This window comes from Bradyrhizobium sp. BRP56 (assembly GCF_020194035.1).
In the GTDB taxonomy this organism is placed as follows: domain Bacteria; phylum Pseudomonadota; class Alphaproteobacteria; order Rhizobiales; family Xanthobacteraceae; genus Bradyrhizobium; species Bradyrhizobium australafricanum.
This window is the reverse complement of sequence record NZ_JADYVV010000081.1, coordinates 12,140-28,897: the sequence shown is the minus strand read 5'-3', so window position 1 is coordinate 28,897 and position 16,758 is coordinate 12,140. Positions and strand designations below refer to the sequence as shown.

Sequence of the window (16,758 nt, the reverse complement as noted above, 5' to 3'; positions counted from 1 at the left end):
GCTGCGCATCGCCCCGGAATGACGAGCGTTTGGCTTAGTTATTCCGCGCCGGATGGATGAACGCCCAGGGCGAGACTTCCGAATCCGTCGGCACTTCCACCGAGATCACGTAAGGCCCGCCGTCGGCCAGCGCCTTCTCCAGCACGGGGCGGAAGTGATCCGGCGAGGTGACCCGCGCGGCGCCGACACCGAAGGATTCTGCAAGCTTCACGAAATCCGGATTCACCAGGTCGGAGGCGACGACGCGACCGTCGAAGCGTTCGCGCTGGTCGCGACGGACATTGCCATAGGCGTTGTTGTTGAACACCAGCGTCACCACGCCGATCTTGAACTGCACGGCGGTGGCAAGCTCCTGCACGCCGAACATGAAGCCGCCGTCGCCTGATATCGCGACCACCGGCTTGTTCGGGTTGGCGACCTTGGCGCCGAGCGCGGTCGGGAAACCCGAGCCGAGCGTGCCCTGATAGCCCGAGGTGACGAAGGTCCGCGGCTCGTAGATCGGAAAGCCGTACCAGGAGGCGAAGCCGACCTGAGACAGCTCGTCGGTGACGATGGCGCTCGCCGGCAGCACCTCGCGCAGGATCTTCAGATAGGCCATCTGTGGCTGGATGCGCTGGATCTCCTGCTCGGTCGCGGCCGTTGCCTCGCGGATCGCGGCGCGGCGGCCAGAAGTCCTGCGGTAGCCCACCTTGCGCACGGCGGCGACGAGATCGGCGGTGCCGGCCCTGGCGTCCGCGATCACACCAGCATCAGCCGGCCAGCGCCGCAGCTCGATCGGATCGATGTCGATGCGCACGCATTTCAGTCCGGCCGGCTGGTAGGGCCAGCGCGACATCGTCGGCAGCTCGAGGCGTGTGCCGATGCCAATCATCAGATCGGTCTTCGGCCAGAGCTTGTAGGCCGAAGCCATGGTGAGCCCGAGTTCATGCGCGTTGGAGACGATGCCGCGGCCGCTGCGGAATGCGACGACCGGTGCGTCGATCACCTCGGCCAATTCGAGGATCTCCTCGCGCGCCTCGATGGCGCCGCTGCCGACGAAGATCATCGGCGCCTTGCTGCCGGCGATCAGGTCGGCGGCGGCCTTGATGCGGTCCGGATCGGGCTGCGGCGCCGGCAACGGATCGAACCGCTTGACGGGGGCGACCTGGGTGCGCTGGGTGAAGACATCCCACGGCATCTCCAGCGAAGCCGGGCCGCGCCGGCCCGACAGCATCTCCTGGAACGCGCGCGACACCAGCGCGGGCGCGTTGTCGGGATATTCGATCCGGTCGGCCCACTTCACGAAGGTTCGCAGCGTCGCGAGCTGGTCCGGCATCTCGTGCAGATGGCCGCGGCCCTTGCCCAGAAACTGGGTCGGCACCTGACCAGTCAGGCACAGCACCGGCTCGTTGCAGCCGAATGCGGTGAGCAGCGCCGCCGAGGCGTTGAGCACGCCGGGGCCGGGCACCACGCTGAACACCCCGGGCTTGCCGCTGGAGCGCGCATAGCCGAACGCCATGTAGCCGCAGGCCTGCTCATGCCGGGCGCCGATCACCTTGAGCTGGGCTTGGTGGAACGCATCGAACAGGCCATAGATCTGCGCGCCGGGCAGGCCGAACACGGTGTCGACGCCGTGGGCGACGAGGCCGTTGACGATCGCTTCGCCGCCGGATGTTGAGGTCATGGCACTGTCCACTTGCTGGTGAGGTTAGTTGGCTTCGTCGACGACGCTGTTGCGCAGGACGCCGACGCCTTCGGCCTCGACCTCGACGACATCGCCGGGCTTCAGATAGCGCGGCGGATCGAACCGCGCACCTGCGCCGGTTGGGGTGCCCGTGACGATGATGTCGCCGGGAACCAGCGTCGTGAAGGTCGAGATGTAGTTGATGAGGTAGCGGAAGCCGAAGATCAAGCGCGAGGTGCGGTCGTCCTGGCGGGTCTCGCCGTTCACCCGCGTGGTCAGACGGATATCGGCGATCTGCGCCTCACCGGTGTAGGGTACGATCCACGGGCCGAGGCTGCCGGTGGAATCGAAGTTCTTGCCCTGGGTGACGTTGAACTTGGCGTGGCGCACCCAGTCGCGGATGGTGCCTTCATTGCTGAGCGTGATCGCGGCGACGTGATCGAGCGCGGCGCTCTCCGCAATGTGCCGGCCGGTCTTGCCGATCACCAGCACCAGCTCGCCCTCATAGTCGAGCTGCGGCGAGATGCGCGGCCGCACCACCGGCGTGTTGTGGCCGACGAAGGAACGCGGCACCCGCAGGAACATGCTGGGGTATTTCGGCGCGTCCGAGCCGTCCTTGTATTCGGCATTGCGGTCCGGGTAGTTGACGCCGATGCAGATGATTTTTTCCGGCGCCGGGATCGGCGGCTGCCACGCGACTGCGTCGAGCGCGTGGTCGGGCGCGCGCCTGGCGGCGTCCTCCACGAGCCTGCTCAGCGCGCCGGCGGCGATCGCCTCGCGCAGCGTCGGATAGTCCTTGGTGAAGCGCGACGAGAGGTCGACGATGCCGGTGTCGGTGACGACGCCATAGCTGGTGGCGCCGTTGAAGGAATAGGTGGCGAGCCGAGGGGCTGACATCGGAAATCCATTCATTGGTGTCGTCCCGGCGAAAGCCGGGACCCATACGCCGCGGCCATCGGAATGGGTACGCGGCCAGACATTCTTTCGGCAACCCTATTCGGTGGTTATGGGTCCCGGCTCCATGCGCAATCGCGCACTCGGCCGGGACGACGAGGGGACGGAGTCCTGTTCACTAGTCCGCGACCAGCACGTCGGCGACGAAGCGCGGCTCGCGCACCACTTGGCCGGCGAAGGTCGAGCCTTCCTCGAACCAGGATCGCGGCGCCGGTGCGCCCCACAGCGTCTGGCGGCGCGGATCGCGCAGCGACCAGCGCAGCGGCTCATGGTCGTGATCGCCGGTGAAATAATCGCTGGTGTAGAGCTCGATGCGGTGGCCGTCGGGATCGCGGATGTACAGGAAGAAGGCGTTGGAGATGCCGTGCCGGCCAGGGCCGCGCTCGATGTTCTTGAGGTAGCCGGAGGAGGCCATCACGTCGCAGAGATGCACGATGTTCATCGCGGTCGGTACCCAATAGGCGATGTGGTGCAGGCGCGGGCCGCGGCCGTTGGTGATCGCGAAGTCGTGGACGTTGCCCTTGCGGTGCATCCAGGCGGCTGCGATGCGGCCGTTGTCGCCGTCCTCCTCGGCATATTCGGTGAGGCGGAAGCCGAGCCGGGCGTAGAAATCGACTGTGTCCTGCACCTCGGCGGCGAACACGTTGAAATGGTCGAGCCGCTGCGGATGGCAGCCCTTGTAGAGATCGTAGCGGCGCAAGAGATGGGGGCGCTTCTCCATCGTAGCGTAAAGCTCGATCTGGAAGCCGAACGGATCGGTGAATTGCAGGGTGCGGCCCTGGAACGGCTGGTCGACGAAAGCGTAGGCGATGCCGTTCTCGGAGAAGAAGGCGGCCGCCTTGTCGAGGTCGCCGTCGTTGCCGACCTTGAAGCCAAGCCGGTTGCAGGCCGCCTTCGGCGCCTTGCGCAGCACCACCGAGTGATGCTGGTGCTCCTCGCTGGCGCGCAGATACACCGACTTGTCGTCGCGGTTCTCGATGTGGAGGCCGACCGTCTTCTCGTAGAAGGCGGCGCTCTTGTCGAGATCCGTGACGTCGAGCACGGCATGGCTGCAGCGGATGATGTTGAACGGCGGATCGAAAACGTGCGTTGGAACGGGCATCGGTGTTTCCCCTCAATTCTATCGTCATTCCGGGGCTCGCGAAGCGAGAACCCGGAATCTCGAGGTTCCGGGTTCGATGCTGCGCATCGCCCCGGAACGACGGCTGGCTAAATTCCCAGTTTCTGAATCTTGTGCGTCCCGCGCGCGAGCGAGACGTGCTTGGTTTCCATGTAGAAGTCGAACGAGTAGTCGCCGCCGTCGCGGCCGATGCCGGACGACTTCATGCCGCCGAACGGGGTCGGCAGATGGCGGACGTTCTCCGAATTGAGCCAGATCATGCCGGCTTCCAGCGCATCCGCCACGCGCAGCGCGCGGCCCATGTCGCCGGTCCAGACATAGCCGGTCAGGCCGTACTGCACGCCGTTGGCGATCTCGATCGCCTCTCGCTCGTCCTTGAACGGGATCACGGTCAGGAACGGGCCGAACACCTCCTCCTGCGCGACCCGCATCTTGGCGTTCGCGCCGGTCACCAGCGTCGGCTGCACATAGTGGCCGCCGCCGGGACCGTCATGCGGCTTGCCGCCGACCGCGATCGTGGCGCCGTCGTTCTTGGCGACGTCGAAATAGCTGCACACCTTGGCGAGATGCCGCTCATGGATCAGCGGCCCGATCTCGGTGGCGGGATCGAGGGGGTGGCCAACCTTGAGCGCCTTGACGCGCGCGGTCAGCTTCTCGATGAACTTGCCGGCGACGCTCTCCTGAACCAGCAGCCGGCTCGACGACGTGCAGCGCTCGCCATTGAGCGAGTAGATCATGAACACGACGGCATCGAGCGCGCGATCGAGATCGGCGTCGTCGAACACGATCACCGGGTTCTTGCCGCCGAGCTCGAAATGCACGCGCTTCAAGGTCGGCGCGCCCTGCGCCATGATCGCTGAGCCCGTAGCGCTCTCGCCGACGAAGCCGATCGCCTTGATGGCGGGGTGCTCGGTCAGCGCCTTGCCGGCCTCTTCGCCGAATCCATGCACGGTGTTGAGCACGCCGTCGGGGATGCCGGCCTGTTTTGCGAGTTTGACCAGCAGATCGGCGGTGACGGGCGACCATTCCGCCGGCTTGTGCACCACGGTGCAGCCGGCGGCGAGCGCCGGCGCGATCTTCCAGGTCGAGAGCATGAACGGCGTATTCCACGGCGTGATCACGCCGACCGGGCCGATCGGCACGCGGGTCGAGATGTTCCAGTGCTCGTCCGAAGGCGTGTTGAGGCCGTCGCGGGCCTCGCCGCATTTGTCGGCGAAGAAGCGGAAATTCTCAGCGGCGCGGATCGCGGCCTTGGCCATGAAGCGGTGCGCCTGGCCGGTGTCGATGCATTCGAGCACGGCGATGTCGTCGGCGCGTGCCTCGATCGCATCGGCGACGCGATGCAGCAGTTTGCGCCGCTGCGCCGCCGGCATGTCGCGCCAGGCCTTGAAGGCCTTGGACGCCGCGGTTGCGGCACGGTCGATATCCTCGGCATTGCCGCGTGCGACCGTCGCCAGCACCGTGCCGTCAATCGGCGATCTCGTCTCGAAGGTCTGGCCGGAGGCCGCCGGCACGATCTTGCCGTCGATCACATGGCCGATGCCTTCGGCTTTCAAGCTTGCAAGCAGTGGGCCGGCGCGATCGCGGTTGGCCTGGAACACGTCGGCTGGCGATTTCGCTGTCGCTTTATCCATTGACCGTCTCCACCTTCAGTGCGTCGTGGATGTTGTTGCGTTTCCAGCTGGTTTCCTTGTCGTTGATCTGCATGTCGAACGACAACGCGAATTTGCTGTTGGCGAAGACCGGATCGAGATGAGCCGATAGCGCCTTGAAGATGTGCTCGCCGGCCTTCTTGCGGGTGGCGAGATCGCGGCCTGCGCCGAGCCGCAGCACCATGTCGAGGAAGCCGTAATTCTTGCGGCCGTCGGCGATCGCATAGTGCTCGCATCTGACGGCACGGACGCGGATGCCGCCGAGCGGGAAGATGCCGGTCTCGACCGCGGCCTTGCGGACCAGTTCGACCGTCGCGCTCATGTCGACGAGATCGTCGAGATTGGCGGAGTATTCAAGCGTGAAATGCGGCATGCAGCGCTCCTGCTGAAGGCGTCAGGCGAAGTAGCAGCTTACGGAACCGTACGGTCCGTAGTCGGCCTGGATGGTGTCGCCTTTGCGGGTCTCGATCGGACGGATGAAGGAGCCCGCCAGCACGACCTGGCCGGCCTCCAGCGCCAGCCCGTTCGGCGCGATCTTGTTGGCGAGCCACGCCACCGCGGTCGCCGGATGATTCAACACGCCGGCGGCCAGACCGGTTTCCTCGAGCTGGCCATTTCGGAAGCACAGCGCGCCGATCCAGCGCAGGTCGGCTTCCAGCGGGCGGATCGGCCGGCCGCCGAGCACGATACCGGCATTGGCGGCGTTGTCGGCGATGGTGTCGAAGATCTTCCGCGTCGCCTTGGTCTCGGGATCGACGCGCTCGACCCTGGTATCCAGGATCTCCAGCGCCGGTACCACAAAATCGGTGGCGTTCAGCACATCGAACAGCGTGCAGTTCGGCCCGGCCAGACGATGCTTCATCACGAAGGCAAGCTCGGCCTCGACGCGGGTGGCGATGAAGCGGTCGGTCGGGACCAGGCCGCCATCGGCGAAGAACATGTCGTCGAGCAGGATTCCGGAATCGGGCTCGTCGATATTGAGCGCGCTCTGCATCGCCTTCGAGGTCAGGCCGATCTTGTGACCCTTGACGACGCGGCCCTGCGCCACCTTCATCTCGACCCAGGCCTTCTGAATCGCGTAGGCGTCTTCGAGGGTGATGCGGGGGTATTCCAGCGAGAGCTGGCGGATTTGCTTGCGGGTCTTTTCCGCGCCGTCGAGCCGTTCGGCGGCAGCGCGGATATCGTCCTTGGAGAGGGCCATGCGTGCTACACAAAAGTGGATGTCGGGAAATGATTAACATGTTAAATGAATTCCCGCAAACTGAATCGGGGCATGCTGCGACGCAAAATTTCGTTGCGCAGGATTAGGTAATGGCGCGCAAAAATTCGAACGACATTCGGCCCGGGCAGGGCGACGACGCGGCGGCGCGACGGACCCCGATGCGCGAGTTCTCGCGCTCGCTGCCGATGTCGCTGCTTCGCGCCCGCGAGGCGGTGATGCGGCAATTCCGTCCGTCGCTGCGCAATCACGGGCTGACCGAGCAGCAATGGCGAATCCTGCGCGCACTCACCGCGGTCGACGAGATCGAGGTCACCGAGCTCGCCCGCATGGCGTTTCTGCTTGGCCCGAGCCTGTCGCGAATCCTGCGCGATCTCGAGGGCCGCGCGTTGATCGAGCGCAAGGCGGCTGAGAACGACGCGCGGCGCGCGGTGGTCTCGATCTCCGCGAAGGGGTTGAAGCTGATCGAGGCGGTGGCGCCGACGTCGGAGACGATCTATGCCGAGATCACCCGGCGCTTCGGGGCGCGCAAGCTTGCCGAATTGCAGGAGATGCTGGGCGCGCTCGAAGCGAGCCTGGCCGGAATGGGCTCGGCCGATGACGCCGAAATCGAGGCTGACGAGTAGCTGCGATCATGCGCGGCATTCGCCCTCAGGCCATGTAGGGCACGCGCGAAATCACGTTGATGGCGCGGAATTCGGCAATCCAGCCCGCGACCTTCGAGTGGGACCATTCGATATGGCGGCGCAAGATGGCTGCCGCCGCGTCGCCGTCCCGCGCGCGCAAGGCCTCGATGATCACCAGATGCTCGTCCATGAAGGAATCGATCTGCGGCGCGGTCAGGGCGACCTGGATGTGCTTGCCGATCACGAACGCGCAGTGGGTGCGCTTGAGCGCTTCGATCATCTCGCGATTGGCGCCGTAACCCAGGCAGCGGATATGGAGGTCGCCTTCGATCTCATCGAGTTCGCCGACGCCGACGCGGTCGCGGTGCTGGATTCCCTCGCGCAGCCGCTCCGCCATGCGGTCGAGCAGGGCGGCAGGAATCGTCGCCGTCGCGGATTTGAGGAGCAGCGGCTCGAGCGTTGCGCGCACCTCGAAGATGTCGCGGAGGCGGTCCTCGTCCAACGGCACCACGTACCAGTGCGCCTTGGCGCCCTTCTCGAGGATGCCGATCGCCTGCGCGCGCAGCAGCAGGTTGCGCGCCACCGTGCGCCCCACCCGGAAATGCCGCGCCAATGCGAGCTCGCTGACGCGGAAGCGTCCGAACAGCGACCGGTAAATGATCTCACGTTCGAGCTTGTAGTAGAGCGTATCCCAGGCGTCGCTGCGCACGGCATCGACGGGGCCGTCGGTCAGCCCAAACATTTCCGGTGTGATCGGGACGCGCCGAGGGTCGACCTTGCGCTTGCCGGCGATGACGCCGCGACCGTCGAACCGCCGCACCAGGCCGATATGCTCGAGCTGTTCGAAAGCCTGCCGCACCGGAGAGCGGCTGGAGCCGAACAAGGTCGCGATCGCCGATTCGGAAAGAACCGTGCCAGGTGGCACGTCACCGGCGCGGATGTGCTTTGCCAATGCGCTCTTGATCAGCGCGTAGGCCGGCTGTTTTCGTCTGGTCTGCGATTTCGCTCGTGGAATCGACATGGAATGGCTGCCCGCTGGCCACACTATCACGTGATCGCGTCATGGTCGCTCGTAGCAGGCATTTACGCACCTCTGCCAGCGAACTTTTGACTATTGCGTGCAATGTGCAATCATGTTTAGCTGGGTCAAACGCCAGATTGATGGTCGCCGTTGCACGGCTTGTGCGCTGCAGCGGTGCTCACGTTTGCTCGTCGCGCCGTTTGATGGCTGCGGACGGGTCGACAGATCGACGCGTCAGCTCGTCTCAACGCAGCCGACAGCAAGTTCGGCGCATCACAGGGAGGATGGAATGAAACTGACGAGACGTGAGTTTTCCGCTGGCTTGGCGGCAGGTCTCGCTGCACCCGCGCTGATGCGCAGCGCTTGGGCGCAGGGTGCGACCATCAAGATCGGCATGTGCGTGCCGGTGACCGGACCCGCTGCGGAGCAGGGGCTGTGGGCCCAGAATGGCGCCAAGTTGGCACTGGCCGCGGTCAACAAGGCCGGCGGCGTGCTCGGCAAGCAGGTCGAGCTCGTCATCGAGGACGATCAGACCACCAATCCGGGCATCGTGCTGGCATTCTCCAAGCTCGCCGCGCAATCCGACATCGTTGCCTTCCTCGGCTCGATCCGCTCGACCCAGGTGCAGGCGATGGCGCCCGACGTGATCAAGGTCGGCAAGCCGGTGATGATCGGCGGCACCAATCCCGATCTCACCCATTCCGGCAATCCCTGGCTGTTCCGTTTCCGTCCGAACGACAATTATTCCGGCCGGGTGATCGCCGACTTCGGCGTCAACACGCTCGGCAAGAAGAAATGGGCGATCGTGCATTCCACCGACGCCTTCGGCACCGCGGGCGGCAAGGCACTCTCGGAAGCGCTGACCAAGCTCGGCGCGCCGCCGGTGCTCGACCAGGGTTACGCCAACCAGAGCCAGGACTTCACGCCGGTCGTGCTGGCCGTGAAGCAGTCCGGCGCTGACGTGCTCGGCACCTACTTCACCTTCGAGAACGATCTCGGCATCTTTGCCCGGCAGCTGCGCCAGCTCGGCGTCAACATTCCCTGGATCGGCTCGCCCTCGGTGGTGGCGGTCTCCTCGACCAAGCTTGCCGGCCCCGCGCTGTTCAACACCTACGGCGTCGCCGACTTCGCCGAAGATTCGAGCGATGCCGCGAAGGCGTTCGGCAAGGCCTATCGCGATGCCTACAAGACCGCGCCCGACAACCAGAGCGCCTGGCCGTACGATGCGATCACCATCCTGTCGGCGGCAATCAACAAGGCGGGCTCGACCGATCCGAACAAGATCCGCGACGCCATCCTTGCGACGCAGAAATTCGCCGGCGCCGAGGGTGAATACAACTTCGACAAGAACGGCGACGGTCTGCACGGCTACAACGTCGTGAAGAACGACAAGGGCAAGATCGTCTACGACAAGCATATCGACTTCAACGATTGATAGCGGTTCGGCCTCTCCGGGCCACCTCGGAGAGGCCGTTCGTTCGCGACACAATTCTCAGATCGAGCGCTCGTCATGGATCTCGTCCTCCAACTGCTTTTTACCGGAATCGGCATCGGCGCGGTCTACGCGCTGGTCGCGCTCGGTTTCGTGCTGATCTTCCGTGCCACCAACGTGGTGAACTTCGCGCAAGGCGAGTTCTCGATGGTCGCCGCCTATCTGATGGTGGTGTTCTCGGTCGATCTCGGCTGGCCTTACTGGCTGTCGTTCCTGATCGCGCTCGCCGGCATGGCGTTGTTCGGCGTCATCTTCAATCTCGGCGTCTATTATCCGCTGCGCAATCGTACCTATCTGCCCGTGATCATCGCCACCATTGGCGCCTCGATCCTGCTGTCGAACTCGGTGCTTGCGATCTATGGCCCGCAGCCGCAGGTGCTGCAGGGCTGGTTCGATACGCCCGGCATCCAGCTCGGCCCGGTCTATCTCGACAGCCAGTATCTTTTGATCATCGGCGTCACGATCCTCCTGGTGCTGTTCAATTTCTGGTTCTTCGAGAAGACGCTGCTCGGCAAGAAGCTGCAGGCGACCTCGCAGGACAAGGAAATGGCCTCGCTGCTCGGCATTTCCGTTTCCACCATGATCATGATCACCTTCATCTATTCGGCCGTGCTCGGCGGTCTCGCCGGCATCCTTGTGGCGCCGGTGCTGTTCGTCTCGATCCAGATGGGCTCGACGATTGCGCTGAAGGCGTTTGCCGCGACCATCATCGGTGGCTTCGGTGACGTTGCCGGCGCTATCGTCGGTGGCCTCGCGCTCGGCGTCATCGAGACGTTCGGCGCCGCCTATATTTCAGTGCCGTACAAGGACGGCTTTGCCTTCCTGGTGCTGATCGCTTTCCTGGTGTTCCGGCCGCAGGGCATCTTCGGCGAACGTGTCGCGGAGAAAGCATGAGCGCCACCGACAACATGATCCCCGCGCCGGCCGTGCGCTCGAAGCCGCTGATCATCCGTCATCTGCCGTATTTCATCGGCGCCGCGGTGCTGGTGGCGCTCGCCGCCGGCATGCGGTTCGACGGTTACATCCTCAACATCCTGCTGCAGGCCACGACCTTCTCGATCGCGGTGTTCGGGCTGTCGGTCGTGCTCGGCCTGTGCGGCCAGATCAACCTGGCGCAGGCCGCGTTCTTCGGCTTCGGCGCCTATGTGGTCGGGCTCGGCACCGCGGACCTGCACCTGAACTTCTGGCTCTGCCTGGTTGGCGCATGCGCGATCACGCTGATCGCCGGCGCGTTCCTCGGCATGTCGACGCTCAGATTGGGCGGGCACTACCTTGCGATGGTGACGATCTCGTTCCAGCAGATCGTGACGCTGGTGATGATCAATGCCATCGGCGTGACCCACGGGCCGGACGGCGTCGCCAACATTCGCCGGCCGGAGCTGTTCCAGTCCTCGCAGAGCTATCTGGCCTTCTGCGTCGCGATGCTCGCGATCGTCGGTTACCTGGTCTGGCATCTACCGGACACCAAGCTTGGCCGCGCCATGCGCGCGGTGCGCGACAACGAGCTTGCGGCCGGCGTCAACGGCATCGACGTGTTCCGCACCAAGATCTACGCGTTCGGCCTCTGCGCGTTGCTCGGCGGTCTGGCCGGTGGCCTGTTCGCCGGCGGCTTCGCCTATGTCAGCCCGGACCAGTTCTCGTTCGCGGAATCGATCGTGTTCCTGACCATGTCGCTGCTCGGCGGCGTGGCCTCGCCGATCGGCTCGGTGATCGGCACGGGCCTCTTGATCCTGATCCCGGAATGGCTGCGCTTCCTGAAGAGCGTGCCGGGACTTTATCTGGCGATCTACGGCCTGTTCGTGATCCTGATCATCCGCTTCATGCCCGACGGTATCTGGGGTTTTGTGTCGGACGCATTCACGCGTTGGCGTGCGCACACCAAGGCGCCGCCGGCCGCGGCGGCCTTGCAGCTCAAGCCGGCGACGTCAGGCGGCGACATCGTGCTCGAAGTGACCGGGCTCTCGAAGCATTTCGGCGGCCTCAAGGCGGTCGACGGCGTCGATATCGCGGTGAAGCGCGGCAGCGTGCATGCGCTGATCGGACCCAACGGCTCCGGCAAGACCACGACGCTGAACGTGCTGTCCGGTCTCTACAAGGCGACCGCGGGCAGGATCGTGCTCGACGGCACCGACATCACCAACATGGCGCCGCACCAGCGCACGGCGGCCGGCCTCGGACGCACCTTCCAGAACATCCGCCTGTTCCGTTCGATGACCGCGCTGGAGAATGTCGAGATCGGCGCCGAGCGTCCCGGCAACACCATGATCGGGAAGGGCGAGGACGCGCTGACCGAGCGCGCGATGGAGGCGCTGACCTTCGTCGGCCTCGGCAACCGCGCCAACGAATTGATCTCGAGCTTCTCCTACGGCCACCAGCGCCTGATCGAGATCGCGCGGGCGCTGGCGTCGAACCCGACGCTGCTGCTGCTCGACGAGCCGGCCGCCGGTCTCAACTCGACCGAGAAGCTGGAGTTGCATGAGCTGCTGAAGCGCATCGCTGCCCAGGGCCTCACCATCCTGATCATCGATCACGACATGACGCTGGTGTCGGAAGCCGCCCAGCACATCACCGTGCTGAACTTCGGACGCCGCATCGCGGACGGCGAGTCGATGGCGGTGCTGCGCCATCCCGACGTCGTCTCCGCCTATCTCGGGAGCGAATGATGCCGCTGCTCGAAATCCGTAATCTCGTGGTCCGCTACGGCGAGATCGAGGCGCTGCGCGGCATCACCATCGCCGTGGAGCAGGGCCAGGTGGTCACGCTGCTCGGCGCCAACGGCGCCGGCAAGTCGACCACGCTGCGCGCGATCTCAGGCCTCGCCAAGCCCGCCTCAGGCGACATTATGTTCGACGGCCACTCGATCGCCGGCCTCGGGCCGGAAGCGATCGTCCGGCTCGGCATCTCGCATGTGCCGGAAGGCCGCCGCGTGTTTCCGGGCCTCACCGTGAAAGAAAACATCATGCTCGGCGCGTCGAACCGGAAGGTGCCGGCGTCGCAGATCTCGCGCGAGGCCGACGCGATGTTCGACCTATTTCCGGACATCCGCGCCTTTTCCAACGCGCTCGGCTGGACGCTGTCCGGCGGCCAGCTGCAGATGGTCGCGGTGGCGCGCGGCCTGATGGCCAAGCCGCGGCTGCTGCTGCTCGACGAACCGTCGCTCGGGCTGGCGCCCGTAATCGTGCAGGCGGTGTTCCGCATCATTTCGCAGATCAGGAAGGACACCACGGTCTTGCTCGTCGAGCAAAATGCGCGCATGGGACTTTCGGTCGCCGATCATGGCTTCGTCCTGGAAACGGGGCGGATTGTGCTGGGCGGCAAGCCCGACGAATTGTGGGGCAATGAAGCCATCGCCGCGGCCTATCTCGGCGGCCACGCCAAGACCCACGCCTGACAACGTCCCGTGCTTTACTGAGCGAGCTGGTTTTTCATGGTCACCATCAAGGTCGATAACCTCATCAACTTCGTCTCCGAGGTGTTTTCCCATTCGGAGTCCTCTCCGGAAGAGGCGAAGCGCATCGCGACCTACCTGACGACAGCGAACCTCACCGGGCATGACAGCCACGGCGTGATCCGTGTGCCCGTCTATGTCAGGTGGAAGAAGATGGGCTCGATCGTGCCGAACCAGACTCCCGAGGTGGTGGTCGACACGCCGTCGCTCGCGGTGGTCGACGGCAAGTTCGGGTATGGCCAGACCGTCACGCCGGTTGCGGTCAGACTCGGCATCGAGAAGTGTAAGAAGGCGGGGCTCGCCGCGGTCGCGCTGCGCAACTCCGGTCATCTCGGCCGCGTCGGCGACTGGGCCGAGATGGCCGCCGCCGAAGGTCTTGTTTCAATTCATTTCGTGACCGCGGCCGGCTCGCTGCTGGTTGCACCTTACGGCGGCGTCGAGAAGCGCCTGTCCACGGCGCCGTATTGCGTCGGCATTCCGCGCCAGGGCCAGGATCCGATCGTGCTCGATTTTGCGACCTCGGTTGTCGCTGAGGGCAAGTGCTTGGTGGCAAGCCGCGGCGGCAAGAAGCTGCCGATCGGCGCGCTCGTCGATGCCGACGGCACGCTGAGCGAGGATCCGCACGTGCTGTATGGGCCGTACACGCCGGACGGACCGCGCGACCACACCAAGGGAACTGGCGCGATCCGCGCCTTCGGCGATCACAAGGGCTCGGGTCTCGCCTTCATCTGCGAACTGCTCGGTGGCGCGTTGACCGGCACCGGCGCGACGTCGTCGGACCGGCGCTTCGCCAACGGCATGATGGCGTTCTACATCGACCCCAAGGTGATCGACACCAGCAATTTCTTCGACGACGAAATCACCCGCTACACCGATTTCATCCGCGCCACCAAGCCGATCGCGGGCACGGAGTCCGTGCTGGTTCCGGGCGATCCCGAGCGGAAAACCCGTGCCGATCGCACCAGGAACGGCATCCCCTTGCCTGACGACACCTGGGCGGCGATAGTGAATACCGCGCGCGAAGTCGGCGTCAGCGAAGTTTCTATCCAGCGGGCGACCAGCTGAAAGCTCGTCCCCCCAATAAACCGCAAAGGGAAACGCGATCAATGGCAAACAAGGTCAAGCAAGTCTGGGCATCGGGCAAGGCGGTGGTGAACGCGTGGCTCGCGATCCCCTCGGGATTCTCCGCCGAAGTGATTGCGCAATGCGGCTTCGACAGCGTCACCGTCGACATGCAGCACGGTGTGCAAGATTATCAGTCGATGGTGCAGTGCTTTCAGTCGATGCACGCCCATCCGGTGACGCCGATGGTCCGCGTGCCCTGGAATGAGCCCGGCATCATCGGCAAGGTGCTGGACGGCGGCGCCTATGGCGTGATCTGCCCGATGGTCAACACACCGCAGGAAGCCAAGAACCTCGTCTCCTACGCCAAATATCCACCGAAGGGCGTGCGCTCCAACGGCCCGATCCGCGCCGGCATGTACGGCTCGGCCGGCACCTATCAGCAGACCGCCAACGACGAGATCGTGCTGCTGCCGATGATGGAGACCAAGACCGCGGTCGAGAACATGGAAGCGATCCTCGATGTCGAAGGCATCGACGGCGTCTATATCGGCCCGTCCGATCTCGGCTTCTCCTACGGCCTGGTGCCGAAGCTCGATCGCGACGAGCCGGAGATCCTCAAGATCTACGAGAAGATCATCAAGGAGTGCGGCAAGCGTGGCCTCAATCCGGGCATCCACTGCTCGGGCGCCGAGGGCGCGGTGCGCGCGATCAACATGGGCTTCAAGCTCGTGACGCTGTCGAACGAGGTCGGCCTGATGCAGGTCTACGCCAAGATGCAGGTCAACGCGACCCGCGAGAAGTCCGGCGGCAAGGCGTAAGTTCTGTCCGCGATGTTAGCTCTGCTCCCTCGCCCCGCTTTTGCGGGGTGTAATTGGCAATGTGCCTCGCGCCTCACCCGAATTCTCGCTGTGCGAGAATTCGACCTCTCCCCGTAAAGGACGGGGAGAGGTGACTAAGTCCAAAGGAGAACTCCCATGGCCTCGGCACAAGTGATCCGCCTGCACGCCGACGACAGCGTCCTGATCGCGCGCGCGAGCCTGCCGCCGGGGCTTGAGGTGACTGAGGGCGTCACGACGGTCGATCGGATCCCCGCGGGCCACAAGGTCGCGATCAAGCCGATCGAGCAAGGCGAGCCGATCCGGCGCTACGGCCAGATCATCGGCTTTGCGACCCAGCCGATCGCGCCCGGCCAGCACGTACATACGCAGAACTGCGGCATGGGTGATTTCGCCAAGGACTATGCCTATGGCGTCGACGTCAAGCCGGTGCCGAACTTCGATCTGCCGGCGACGTTCGAAGGCATCCGCCGCGCCGACGGCCGCGTCGCGACCCGCAACTATATCGGCATCCTCACCTCGGTGAATTGCAGCGCCCATGTCGCCGGCATCGTGGCCGACATGTTCAAGAAGAATCCGTTCACCGGCGACAATCCGCTCGCCGATTACCCGAATGTCGACGGCGTCGTCGCGCTGACCCACAAGACCGGCTGCGGCATGACCCAGGACGAGCCCTTGGCGCTGCTCCGCCGCACGCTCGGCGGCTATGCGCGGCACGTCAATTTCTCCAACGTCATCGTGCTCGGCCTCGGCTGCGAGGTGAACCAGATCGGCGGCCTGATGCAGGAGCAGAAGCTCGCCGGTCGTCTGCGCGCGATGGACATCCAGGAGGTCGGCGGCACCCGCAAGACGGTGGAAGCCGGCGTTGCCTTCGTGAAGGAGGCTCTCGCCGATGCCAACAAGGTCAAGCGCGAAGCGGTGCCGGCGAGCGAGCTCACCGTGGCGCTGCAATGCGGCGGCTCGGATGGTTACTCCGGCGTATCTGCCAATCCGGCGCTCGGCGCGGCGAGCGATTTGCTGGTCCGTCACGGCGGCACCGTGATCCTCTCGGAGACGCCCGAGACCTATGGCGCCGAGCATCTGTTGACTCGCCGCGCCGTCAGCCGCGAAGTCGGCGAGAAGCTGGTCGGCCTGATGCGCTGGTGGGAGGAGTACACCCAGCGTGAGGGCGCTGAAATGAACGCCAATCCGAGCCCCGGCAACAAGGCCGGCGGTCTCACCACCATCCTGGAGAAGTCGCTGGGCGCGATGGCCAAGGCCGGCAGCACCAATCTCGTCGACGTCCTGAACTACGCCGAGCCCGTCACCAAGAAGGGCTTTGTGTTCATGGACACGCCCGGCTACGACCCGGTCGCCGCGACCGGGCAGGTCGCGGGCGGCGCCAACCTCGTCTGCTTCACCACCGGCCGCGGCAGCGTGTTCGGCTGCAAGCCCGCGCCGTCGATCAAGCTCGCCACCAACACGCCGATGTACAAGCGGATGGAAGACGACATGGACGTCAACTGCGGCACCATCCTCGACGGCGAGGAGAGCGTGCAGGAATGCGGCCAGCGCATCTTCGACCTCATCCTCAAGACCGCCTCGGGCCAGCCGACCAAGAGCGAGAGCTTTGACTTCGGCGGCGCCGAATTCGCGCCGTGGGTGCTCGGCGCGACGATGTAG

Annotated in this window: 15 protein-coding genes; 8 read left to right on the top strand and 7 right to left on the bottom strand. The window is 65.0% G+C overall.

The window, feature by feature from the left end; translation table 11 throughout:
- Positions 1-34 precede the first annotated feature (34 nt).
- The 6 genes from I6F38_RS37400 to hpaH form a co-directional block, all read right to left on the bottom strand.
- Positions 35-1,663: a thiamine pyrophosphate-dependent enzyme gene (locus I6F38_RS37400; protein WP_225163923.1), complete on the bottom strand. Its 1,629-nt coding sequence runs from the start codon at positions 1,661-1,663 to the stop codon at positions 35-37.
- A gap of 24 nt (positions 1,664-1,687) precedes the next feature.
- Positions 1,688-2,560 carry a fumarylacetoacetate hydrolase family protein gene (locus I6F38_RS37395; protein ID WP_225163922.1) on the bottom strand — a complete coding sequence of 291 codons (873 nt, stop codon included), beginning with the start codon at positions 2,558-2,560 and terminating at the stop codon, positions 1,688-1,690.
- A gap of 175 nt (positions 2,561-2,735) precedes the next feature.
- A complete protein-coding gene (gene hpaD / locus I6F38_RS37390; RefSeq protein WP_225163921.1) occupies positions 2,736-3,719 on the bottom strand; it encodes a 3,4-dihydroxyphenylacetate 2,3-dioxygenase in 984 nt (327 codons plus the stop codon).
- Between the two features lie 107 nt (positions 3,720-3,826).
- Positions 3,827-5,371, bottom strand: coding sequence for a 5-carboxymethyl-2-hydroxymuconate semialdehyde dehydrogenase (gene hpaE, locus I6F38_RS37385; protein ID WP_225163920.1), 1,545 nt, complete (start codon positions 5,369-5,371; stop codon positions 3,827-3,829).
- Positions 5,364-5,762, bottom strand: coding sequence for a 5-carboxymethyl-2-hydroxymuconate Delta-isomerase (locus I6F38_RS37380; RefSeq protein ID WP_225163919.1), 399 nt, complete (start codon positions 5,760-5,762; stop codon positions 5,364-5,366). Before I6F38_RS37380 ends, hpaE begins: the two co-directional genes overlap by 8 nt.
- Positions 5,763-5,783: 21 nt before the next feature.
- Entirely contained in the window at positions 5,784-6,590 is an 807-nt protein-coding gene (gene hpaH / locus I6F38_RS37375; RefSeq protein WP_225163918.1) for a 2-oxo-hept-4-ene-1,7-dioate hydratase, read from the bottom strand.
- 110 nt (positions 6,591-6,700) lie between these two features.
- Between hpaH and hpaR the strand changes: the two genes are divergently transcribed.
- Positions 6,701-7,234, top strand: coding sequence for a homoprotocatechuate degradation operon regulator HpaR (hpaR, locus tag I6F38_RS37370; RefSeq protein WP_225163917.1), 534 nt, complete (start codon positions 6,701-6,703; stop codon positions 7,232-7,234).
- A gap of 25 nt (positions 7,235-7,259) precedes the next feature.
- On the opposite strand, the gene I6F38_RS37365 is transcribed toward hpaR, so the two are convergent.
- Positions 7,260-8,255 carry a GntR family transcriptional regulator gene (locus I6F38_RS37365; RefSeq protein ID WP_028331738.1) on the bottom strand — a complete coding sequence of 332 codons (996 nt, stop codon included), beginning with the start codon at positions 8,253-8,255 and terminating at the stop codon, positions 7,260-7,262.
- Positions 8,256-8,544: 289 nt separating this feature from the next.
- Here I6F38_RS37365 and I6F38_RS37360 point away from each other — a divergent pair, with 289 nt between their 5' ends.
- The 7 genes from I6F38_RS37360 (at position 8,545) to I6F38_RS37330 (ending at position 16,758) form a co-directional block, all read left to right on the top strand.
- Positions 8,545-9,690, top strand: a complete 1,146-nt coding sequence (locus I6F38_RS37360) for an ABC transporter substrate-binding protein (RefSeq protein WP_225163916.1) — start codon at positions 8,545-8,547, stop codon at positions 9,688-9,690.
- 75 nt (positions 9,691-9,765) lie between these two features.
- Positions 9,766-10,641 carry a branched-chain amino acid ABC transporter permease gene (locus tag I6F38_RS37355; RefSeq protein WP_016841141.1) on the top strand — a complete coding sequence of 292 codons (876 nt, stop codon included), beginning with the start codon at positions 9,766-9,768 and terminating at the stop codon, positions 10,639-10,641.
- A complete protein-coding gene (locus I6F38_RS37350) occupies positions 10,638-12,410 on the top strand; it encodes a branched-chain amino acid ABC transporter ATP-binding protein/permease (RefSeq protein WP_141339479.1) in 1,773 nt (590 codons plus the stop codon). Before I6F38_RS37355 ends, I6F38_RS37350 begins: the two co-directional genes overlap by 4 nt.
- Positions 12,410-13,138, top strand: a complete 729-nt coding sequence (locus I6F38_RS37345) for an ABC transporter ATP-binding protein (protein WP_225163933.1) — start codon at positions 12,410-12,412, stop codon at positions 13,136-13,138. Before I6F38_RS37350 ends, I6F38_RS37345 begins: the two co-directional genes overlap by 1 nt.
- Positions 13,139-13,174: 36 nt before the next feature.
- Positions 13,175-14,260 (top strand): malate/lactate/ureidoglycolate dehydrogenase, encoded by a 1,086-nt coding sequence (locus tag I6F38_RS37340; RefSeq protein WP_225163915.1) that lies wholly within the window; start codon positions 13,175-13,177, stop codon positions 14,258-14,260.
- 41 nt (positions 14,261-14,301) lie between these two features.
- Positions 14,302-15,078 (top strand): aldolase/citrate lyase family protein, encoded by a 777-nt coding sequence (locus tag I6F38_RS37335; protein WP_018270573.1) that lies wholly within the window; start codon positions 14,302-14,304, stop codon positions 15,076-15,078.
- Positions 15,079-15,234: 156 nt separating this feature from the next.
- On the top strand, positions 15,235-16,758 hold the full coding sequence (locus tag I6F38_RS37330) for an altronate dehydratase family protein (protein ID WP_225163914.1): 1,524 nt from the start codon (positions 15,235-15,237) through the stop codon (positions 16,756-16,758).

Bases quoted from the DNA above. Each gene is read 5' to 3' on its own strand.
- I6F38_RS37340 (WP_225163915.1), top strand. From the start codon at position 13,175: ATGGTCACCATCAAGGTCGATAACCTCATCAACTTCGTCTCCGAGGTG.
- I6F38_RS37355 (WP_016841141.1), top strand. From the start codon at position 9,766: ATGGATCTCGTCCTCCAACTGCTTTTTACCGGAATCGGCATCGGCGCG.
- I6F38_RS37345 (WP_225163933.1), top strand. From the start codon at position 12,410: ATGCCGCTGCTCGAAATCCGTAATCTCGTGGTCCGCTACGGCGAGATC.
- hpaD (WP_225163921.1), bottom strand. From the start codon at position 3,719: ATGCCCGTTCCAACGCACGTTTTCGATCCGCCGTTCAACATCATCCGC.
- hpaH (WP_225163918.1), bottom strand. From the start codon at position 6,590: ATGGCCCTCTCCAAGGACGATATCCGCGCTGCCGCCGAACGGCTCGAC.
- I6F38_RS37360 (WP_225163916.1), top strand. From the start codon at position 8,545: ATGAAACTGACGAGACGTGAGTTTTCCGCTGGCTTGGCGGCAGGTCTC.
- I6F38_RS37395 (WP_225163922.1), bottom strand. From the start codon at position 2,560: ATGTCAGCCCCTCGGCTCGCCACCTATTCCTTCAACGGCGCCACCAGC.
- I6F38_RS37330 (WP_225163914.1), top strand. From the start codon at position 15,235: ATGGCCTCGGCACAAGTGATCCGCCTGCACGCCGACGACAGCGTCCTG.
- I6F38_RS37365 (WP_028331738.1), bottom strand. From the start codon at position 8,255: ATGTCGATTCCACGAGCGAAATCGCAGACCAGACGAAAACAGCCGGCC.
- hpaR (WP_225163917.1), top strand. From the start codon at position 6,701: ATGGCGCGCAAAAATTCGAACGACATTCGGCCCGGGCAGGGCGACGAC.
- I6F38_RS37380 (WP_225163919.1), bottom strand. From the start codon at position 5,762: ATGCCGCATTTCACGCTTGAATACTCCGCCAATCTCGACGATCTCGTC.
- I6F38_RS37350 (WP_141339479.1), top strand. From the start codon at position 10,638: ATGAGCGCCACCGACAACATGATCCCCGCGCCGGCCGTGCGCTCGAAG.
- I6F38_RS37335 (WP_018270573.1), top strand. From the start codon at position 14,302: ATGGCAAACAAGGTCAAGCAAGTCTGGGCATCGGGCAAGGCGGTGGTG.
- hpaE (WP_225163920.1), bottom strand. From the start codon at position 5,371: ATGGATAAAGCGACAGCGAAATCGCCAGCCGACGTGTTCCAGGCCAAC.
- I6F38_RS37400 (WP_225163923.1), bottom strand. From the start codon at position 1,663: ATGACCTCAACATCCGGCGGCGAAGCGATCGTCAACGGCCTCGTCGCC.